11 protein-coding genes are annotated in these 7,047 nt (G+C 69.1%); 6 read left to right on the top strand and 5 right to left on the bottom strand.

All coding sequences use genetic code 11. The annotated features are described in order from the left end of the window. The 5 genes from AC1D12_RS19845 to AC1D12_RS19825 all read left to right on the top strand — a co-directional run. Positions 1-678, top strand: a 678-nt coding sequence (locus AC1D12_RS19845) for a quinoprotein dehydrogenase-associated putative ABC transporter substrate-binding protein (protein ID WP_477842410.1), incomplete at its 5' end; no start/stop codon positions are given. Between the two features lies 1 nt (position 679). Continuing rightward, positions 680-1,342 carry a hypothetical protein gene (locus AC1D12_RS19840; protein WP_477825656.1) on the top strand — a complete coding sequence of 221 codons (663 nt, stop codon included), beginning with the start codon at positions 680-682 and terminating at the stop codon, positions 1,340-1,342. Further along, complete coding sequence (locus AC1D12_RS19835) at positions 1,339-1,704, top strand: hypothetical protein (protein WP_477825655.1); 366 nt, start codon at positions 1,339-1,341, stop codon at positions 1,702-1,704. Before AC1D12_RS19840 ends, AC1D12_RS19835 begins: the two co-directional genes overlap by 4 nt. Further along, entirely contained in the window at positions 1,680-2,669 is a 990-nt protein-coding gene (locus AC1D12_RS19830; RefSeq protein WP_477842408.1) for a YncE family protein, read from the top strand. The genes AC1D12_RS19835 and AC1D12_RS19830 overlap by 25 nt, the downstream gene beginning before the upstream one ends. A 20-nt stretch (positions 2,670-2,689) precedes the next feature. After that, the gene (locus AC1D12_RS19825) at positions 2,690-3,235 is read left to right on the top strand and encodes an SRPBCC family protein (RefSeq protein ID WP_477842406.1); all 546 of its coding nucleotides are present in this window, start codon (positions 2,690-2,692) and stop codon (positions 3,233-3,235) included. Between the two features lie 7 nt (positions 3,236-3,242). Here AC1D12_RS19825 and pqqE read toward each other — a convergent pair whose 3' ends face one another. The 5 genes from pqqE to pqqA all read right to left on the bottom strand — a co-directional run bounded on the left by pqqE (position 3,243) and on the right by pqqA (position 6,489). Beyond that, a complete protein-coding gene (gene pqqE, locus AC1D12_RS19820) occupies positions 3,243-4,385 on the bottom strand; it encodes a pyrroloquinoline quinone biosynthesis protein PqqE (protein WP_477826043.1) in 1,143 nt (380 codons plus the stop codon). Positions 4,386-4,388: 3 nt separating this feature from the next. Next, positions 4,389-4,664 carry a pyrroloquinoline quinone biosynthesis peptide chaperone PqqD gene (pqqD, locus tag AC1D12_RS19815; protein WP_047502342.1) on the bottom strand — a complete coding sequence of 92 codons (276 nt, stop codon included), beginning with the start codon at positions 4,662-4,664 and terminating at the stop codon, positions 4,389-4,391. Continuing rightward, a complete protein-coding gene (gene pqqC / locus AC1D12_RS19810; RefSeq protein ID WP_465112236.1) occupies positions 4,661-5,419 on the bottom strand; it encodes a pyrroloquinoline-quinone synthase PqqC in 759 nt (252 codons plus the stop codon). Before pqqC ends, pqqD begins: the two co-directional genes overlap by 4 nt. A 6-nt stretch (positions 5,420-5,425) precedes the next feature. Beyond that, positions 5,426-6,346, bottom strand: a complete 921-nt coding sequence (gene pqqB, locus AC1D12_RS19805; protein ID WP_477842404.1) for a pyrroloquinoline quinone biosynthesis protein PqqB — start codon at positions 6,344-6,346, stop codon at positions 5,426-5,428. Positions 6,347-6,414: 68 nt separating this feature from the next. Further along, positions 6,415-6,489, bottom strand: a complete 75-nt coding sequence (gene pqqA / locus AC1D12_RS19800; protein WP_082004224.1) for a pyrroloquinoline quinone precursor peptide PqqA — start codon at positions 6,487-6,489, stop codon at positions 6,415-6,417. Between the two features lie 285 nt (positions 6,490-6,774). Here pqqA and AC1D12_RS19795 point away from each other — a divergent pair. Then, positions 6,775-7,047 (top strand): AAA family ATPase (locus AC1D12_RS19795; RefSeq protein WP_477842402.1); only part of this gene is annotated, 273 nt, incomplete at its 3' end.

Genomic DNA, 7,047 nt, shown 5'->3' with positions numbered 1-7,047 from the left:
GTCGAGTACTACTCGTTCCCGCAGCGCATGGCCTTCATCCGCAACACCCTGCGCTACAAGCTGCCGGGGCAGGACTACCCGTGCGACATCGTGATGGGCGTGCCGGTCGGCTACGACCAGGTGTCGGTGACCAAGCCCTACTACCGCTCCACCTATGCGCTCGTGTTCCCACAGGGCCAGGGCCTGGACCAGGTGAAGTCGGGCGACGACTTCCTGAAGCTCGACCCGGCCCGCCTGGGCAAGCTGCGCATCGGCGTCTACGACCGCTCGCCGGCCTCGGACTGGCTGAGCCTGCACCGCCTGGTCGAGCGCGGCGTGCCCTACCCGATGATGAACGCCGACCCACAGCAGTACCCGGGCGAGATCATCGAGAAGGACCTCGCGGCCGGCAAGATCGACGCGGCCATCGTGTGGGGGCCGATCGCGGGTTACTTCGCGCAGCGCGTCAAGTCGCCGCGGCTCACCGTGGTGCCGCTGAAATCGGAGCCCGGCGTGCGCTTCGACTACGAGATGGCGATGGGCGTGCGCTACGGCGAGCGCGAGTGGAAGCAGAAGGTCGAGGGCCTGATCGATTCGCAGCAGGCGGCGATCCAGGCCATCCTGAAGGACTACGGCGTGCCGGTCGTCGACGAATCCTTCAGCGTCAAAGACCCCGCGCCCGGCAAGCCGGCGCGCTGAGGTGAACACCGCTGCACTCTGGGTGGCGCTGGCGGCGATGCTGCCGTCCACCGGCTTCGCGGCCCAGGACTTCTCCGCGGCCGAGCAGGCGATCTTCCTGGCCGACCAGCTGTCCACCCTGCAGCCGCCGTCGACGCTGCGCTACAGCTTCCGCAAGGCCGGCAGCCTGGAGGGCGGCTTCGACGACAGCGTGGTGCTGTCGTTCAGCAAGCAGGCCGACGGCAGCTGCTGCGCGTCGAAGGGCGAGTTCCTGAGCGGCCCGCGCCGGCTCGCCCTGCCCGACGTCGAGAACGCGAAGGCCAACCCGGTGATCCTGTATTTCCTGGAGCACGACATCCGCGAGATGCACCGGCTGACGCAGGGCCCGGAGAACTACTTCCGCAAGCGCATCCGCATGACGGTCTACCAGGGCGCGACGGTCGCACCGGCCTCGTTCCGCTACCGCGGCAAGACCGTCGCGGGCCGCGAGGTCTCGTTCAAGCCCTACCGGGACGACCCGAACCGCTACCGCTACGAGAAGCTGGCCGACAAGGAATACCGCTTCCTGTTGTCGGATGCGGTACCGGGCGGCGTGCTGGGCATCCGCACCCGGATCGCGGCGGCCACGGCCGATGCGCCGCCGCTGCTCACCGAAGAACTGATGATCGAAGGGGCCACACCATGATGAACCCGCTGCACCGCCTGCTGTGCCTGTCCGCCCTGCCCTGGCTGCTGGCCCCTGTTGCCGCCGCGGCGAACGACTTCCCCACGTCGGAGCGCGTGATCTACGTGCAGGAGTGCATGCGCACGCACCCCGGCCCGCACTTCGAGATGATCAACAAGTGCTCGTGCGCCATCGACGCGATGGCCGGCGAGGTGCCGTACGACGACTACGTCGGCATGATCACGGTGGTCAACGCGATGTCGATCGGCGGCGAGCGCGGCGGCGCGCTGCGCGACAACGAATCCGTCAAGCCGCAGATCAAGCGCTACCGCGAGCTGGAAACCAAGGTGCACAAGGCGTGCTTCATCAACGACGCCAGGTAGCCGCGGCGGCGCTGCTGGCGGGCCTGGCAGGCTTCGCGGGCGGCAGCTTCGCGGCCCCCTTCGCCTGGATCACCAACCAGGGCAGCAACGACGTGTCGGTGATCGACCTCGCGTCGCAGCAGGTGGTGGCCACGGTGGACGTCGGCCGTTCGCCGGCCGGCGTGGTGGCGGCCTCGCGCGCCGGCCGGGTGTTCGTCTCCAACCCCGACAGCCGCGACATCTCGGTCATCGACATGCGCGCGCAGCGCGTCGTCGGCACGCTGGCGGCCGGCGACGGGCCGGTGGGCATCGATGCCTCGCCGGACGGCCGGCTGCTGTTCGCGGCCGACTGGTATGCCAACCGGCTGATGGTGTTCGATGCGGCCGGCAGCGGCTCGCAGCGGGCGCCGCTCGCCCGCATCGAGGTCGGCCGGGCGCCGGCCGGCGTCGCGGCGCACGCCGACAACGACACCGTGTTCGTGGCCGAGCGCGACGACGACAGCGTCGCCGTGGTCGGCGTGCGCGAGCGCCGCGTGCTGGCGCGCGTGAAGGTCGGCAGCCACCCGTTCGCGCTGCTGTTCGATGCGGCGCGCGAGCGGCTGTATGCGCTCAACGTGCAGAGYGACGACGTGTCGGTGATCGACGTGCGCGACCGCCACGCGCCGCGCGTGATCGCGACCATCGCGACCGGCAAGGCGCCCTACGGCGCCGCGCTCGCGCTGGGCGGCGCGCTGCTGTACGTGACCAACCAGCACGACGACAGCGTCAGCGTGATCGACGCCGCATCGCTGAAGCCGCTGCGCACGCTGGGCGGCTTCGGCTACCCCGAGGGCGTGGCGGCGCACGGCGACCGGGTCTACGTCGTGAACTGGATGGACGACAACGTCAGCGTGCTCGACGCCGCCAGCGGGCAGGCGTTGCGGCAGATCGCCACCGGCCGCAACAGCCGCGGCTTCGGCGCCTTCATCGGCGCCCCCGAACCCTGACCCCACGCAAGGAGGATGTCATGCCCATGAAACTGCCTGGCGGCTGGCTCGCGCCACTCGCCGCGACCGCGATGCTCGGCGTCATGCCCCTGACCGGCGAGGGCCACGGCCCGACGCGCCAGAAGGTGGTCGAGAAGATCACCATCGATGCGCCCGCGGCCGCGGTGTGGGCCCGCATCCGGAACTTCGATGCGCTGAAGGACTGGCACCCGGCCATCGCCGAGAGCCCGGCGTCGCAGGGCAACGAGGTCGGCTCGGTGCGCTCGCTGAAGGTCAAGGGCGGCGGCGAGCTGATCGAGACGCTGGAGGGCTACGACGACGCGGCGATGAAGTACAGCTACCGCGCGAAGGACGGCGGCGCGCTGCCGGTGACGAACTACACCTCGACGATCATCGTCACCGCGAGCGGCAAGCAGTCGATCGTCGAATGGCGTGGCGCCTTCTACCGCGGCTACCCGCAGAACGACCCGCCGYCGGACCGCAACGACGATGCCGCCGTGAAGGCCATCACCGGGGTCTACCAGAGYGGGCTGGCGAACCTGAAGACCTTGGCAGAGACCCGGTAGCGCCTGCTCACGCAGGCTTGGGGCTGAGTCGCCGCGAGTTGACCGGGTCGCGGAACACGAGAGGGTGTTCCGTCACGGTCTTCACGTTGATCGTGGCGGCGCGTTCGACCGCCGCCTGCACCAGGTGGTGCTGCGGGCTCTTGCTGCACACCGGGTCGGCGGCAGCCGCGTCATGCGCCAGCATGTACGCCTGGCAGCGGCAACCGCCGAGGTCGACCTCGCGCTGGTCGCAGCTCGCGCACGGTTCCTTCATCCAGCCGGTGCCGCGGTAGCGGTTGAAGCCCTCGGAGTCGAACCAGATGTCGCGAATGCTGTGCTCGCGCACGTTCGGGAACGCCAGGCCGGGCAGCATCTTCGCGGTGTGGCACGGCAACGCGGTGCCGTCGGGCGCGACGGTCAGGAACATGCTGCCCCAGCCGTTGACGCACTTCTTCGCCTTGCCCTCGTGGTAGTCGGGCGCGACGAAGAAGAGCCGCATCCGGTCGCCCAGGCGCACGCGCCATTCGTCGGTGACGCGTTCGGCGTGGCGCAGCTGTTCGTGCGTCGGCAGCAGCTGGTCGCGGTTCAGGAAGGCCCACGAGTAGTACTGCGTGTTGGCCAGCTCCAGGTACTCGGCCCCCAGCTCGGCCGCCATGCCGATGATGCGGTCGATGTGGTCGATGTTCAGCCGATGGATCACCACGTTCATCACCATCGGCCAGCCGTTGGCCTTGATGATCTGCGCCACCTTGTTCTTCAGGCCGAAGGTCTTGGTGTGCGACAGGAAATCGTTCATCTCGCGCGTCGAGTCCTGGAACGACAGCTGCACGTGGTCGAGGCCCGCTTCCTTCAGCGCTGCGGCGCGCGCCTCGGTGAGGCCGACGCCCGAGGTCAGCAGATTCGTGTAGTAGCCCAGGCGGTGCGCCTCGGCGACGATCACCTCCAGGTCGTCGCGCAGCAGCGGCTCGCCGCCCGACAGGCCGCACTGCACCGCGCCGAGTTCACGGCCCTCGCGCAGCACGCGCAGCCAGCCCTCGGTGTCGAGTTCGTCTTCCTGGCGCGCGAAGTCGACCGGGTTGTAGCAGAACACGCAGTGCAGCGGGCAGCGGTAGGTCAGCTCGGCGAGCAGCCACAGCGGCGGTCCGGGTCGGGATGACGGCACGGCGCTCATCGCTCAGTCCCAGGCCAGCCAGCGCTGCTTCGCGGCCATCTCGACGAAGGCCAGCACATCGGGCTCGAGGCCCTTGGCCGAGAACGCCGTCTCCAGGTCTTCGACGATCGCGGCGACGCTGCGCTGGCCGTCGCAGCGCTTCATGATCTCGCCGGCGCTGCCGTTGAGCTTGACCATGCCCTCGGGGTAGAGCAGCACGTGGCAGTCCTGCACCGGCTCCCATTGCAGCCGGAAGCCGGGACCGACGCGCGGTTGGGTCGCCGTCGACAAGGCACTCATGACGTGACACCGTATCGAACGGCCATCGCATCGTTCATCGCCCACAGGATGTCGAGCTTGAACTGCAGCACCTCCAGCGCACGCTCCTGCAGCGGCCGCGTCGCGAAGTGGTCCAGCGTGATCGAGAGCCCCTGCTCCACGTCGCGCCGCGCCTGGCTCAGGCGGTTGCGAAAGTAGCTCAGCCCCTCGGCTTCGATCCAGCCATAGTGTTCCGGCCAGGTCGCCAGCCGCTGCTTGTGGATCTCGGGCGCGAACAGTTCGGTCAGCGACGAGCACACTGCCTCCTGCCACGGCGCGCGGCGCGCGAAGTCCACGTACGCATCGACCGCGAAGCGCACCGCCGGCACCACGTGGCGCAGGTCCTGCACCTCCTCGCGTGTCAGGCCCACGGCCTGCGCAAGCCGCAGCCAGGCCTCGATGCCGCCGGCATCCTTCACGCCACCGAGCTCGAAGCCGTCGTGGTCGAGGATGCGCTGCACCCAGCCGCGGCGCACCGCGGCGTCCGGGCAGTTCGACAGCACGGCAGCGTCCTTGATCGGGATCGCGATCTGGTAGTAGAAGCGGTTCGCCACCCAGCCGCGCACCTGCTCGGGCGTCGCCTTGCCGGTGTTCAGCATCACGTTGAACGGATGGTGGATGTGGTACGACTTGCCGCGTTCGCGCAATTGCGCTTCGAACTCGTCGCGGCTCCAGGCCGGCGGACCGGCCTCGGCGGGGTGGCGGCCTTCCTTGAGGATGTCTGCGCGCATCGTCATGGCTCTCTAGACCTCGATCGTCATCCCGTCCTCGCAGACCTCGATGCCGGCGCGCTGCAATTCGGCACGCTGGGGCGAGTCCTCGTCGAGGATCGGATTGGTGTTGTTGATGTGGATCAGCAGGCGCCGCGTGCGCGCCGGCAGGCGGCCCAGCCACTCGACCATGCCGCCCGCACCCGACTGCGGCAGGTGGCCGATGTCGCGCGCCGACTTCTTGCTGAGCCCGAGCGTCTTCATCTCGTCGTCGGTCCAGAAGGTGCCGTCGACCATCACCGCGTCGGCGCTCGCCATCGCGTCGAACACCGGCGGCGTGATCTCGCCGAGACCAGGCGCGTAGAACACCGTCTTGCGACGGGCCGTGTCGATCAACGTCATGCCGATGTTGTCGCCCGGCACCGGCGCTTCGCGGTGCGGCGAGTACGGTGCAGCCTTGCTGCTCAGCGGCAGCGCCTTGAAGGCGAGGCCTGCCACGCCGGGTACGCTGAACGGCGCGCCGTCAAGCCCGATGCGCTCCCGCTGCACGCCGCAGAAGTGCGACAGCACGCRCAGCACCGGGTTGCCATGGGTCAGGTCCTCGTCGACCGGGTCGGTGCACCACAGCGGCAACGGCGAGCTGCGCTCACGCAGCATGAAGAGCCCGGTCGCGTGGTCGATCTGCCCGTCCATCAGCACGACGCCGGCGATCGCGGTGTCGCGCAGCGCGCGCGCGGGCTGCAGCGCAGGGTGGCTGCGGATCTGCTCGAGGATGTCGGGCGAGGCGTTGAACAGCACGCCGTCGATCGCATCGTCGGGCCGCACGAAGATCGACGACTGCGTGCGCGGCTTCGCGCGCACGCAGCCCGAGCGCACACCGGCGCAGTTGGCGCAGTTGCAGTTCCACTGCGGAAAGCCGCCGCCGGCGGCCGAGCCCAGGACTGTGATGCGCATGCTGAAGGTATTGGGGCCGGCACCCCGGGCGAACCCGGCGTGCCGGCGAGGATGACGAAACGCCGCGATCAGCGGGCCGCGACGTACATCGTGATTTCGAAGCCGAAGCGGAAATCGGTGGCGGTCGGTGTTTGCCAGGTCATGAAGAGATCTCCTTGTCGATGGACTCACAGCGCCGGTCGGCAACTGCGGGGGCCTCTGGGTCCCGTCCTGCATGGTGGCCTGCGAACCGCGATCGCTCCAGTCGGGTGATCATGAATGCGAACTGGCGATTTTCATGAATCGATGCCAGGGGGATTGCGGGCATGCCTCTTGCCAAGAAGCCCCGGTGCGCAGGCCACCCTGTCCGGCCGTCCCATGGCTGACGCAGACTGTCCCGCGGCCGGCGCGCCACCCGAGTTGCGTCGAACCACATGGAGACGCACCGCATGGACCGAAACGACGCGCTGCTGAGCGACTGGCGCGAACGCGCGCTGGCCCTCGAGGCCGAGGTGGGCAAGGCGGTGATCGGTCAGGCGCGCGTGATCCGGCTCGTCAACATGGCGGTGTTCGCGCGCGGCCACGTGCTGCTGCAGGGCGACGTGGGCGTCGGCAAGACCACCCTGCTGCGCGCCTTCGCGCAGGTGCTGGGCGGCGATTTCGCGCGCACCGAGGGCACCATCGACCTGATGCCCAACGACCTCGTGTACTACACCTACATC

It is taken from the genome of Rhizobacter sp. P1_G5, assembly GCF_056405435.1.
The sequence above is the reverse complement of the archived record's forward strand: the minus strand, read 5'-3'. Positions and strand labels throughout refer to the sequence as shown.

What these genes read in the sequence shown, in the direction of transcription:
- pqqC (WP_465112236.1), bottom strand. Translation starts at nt 5,419, where the DNA reads ATGACGATGCGCGCAGACATCCTCAAGGAAGGCCGCCACCCCGCCGAG.
- pqqE (WP_477826043.1), bottom strand. Translation starts at nt 4,385, where the DNA reads ATGAGCGCCGTGCCGTCATCCCGACCCGGACCGCCGCTGTGGCTGCTC.
- pqqD (WP_047502342.1), bottom strand. Translation starts at nt 4,664, where the DNA reads ATGAGTGCCTTGTCGACGGCGACCCAACCGCGCGTCGGTCCCGGCTTC.
- AC1D12_RS19835 (WP_477825655.1), top strand. Translation starts at nt 1,339, where the DNA reads ATGATGAACCCGCTGCACCGCCTGCTGTGCCTGTCCGCCCTGCCCTGG.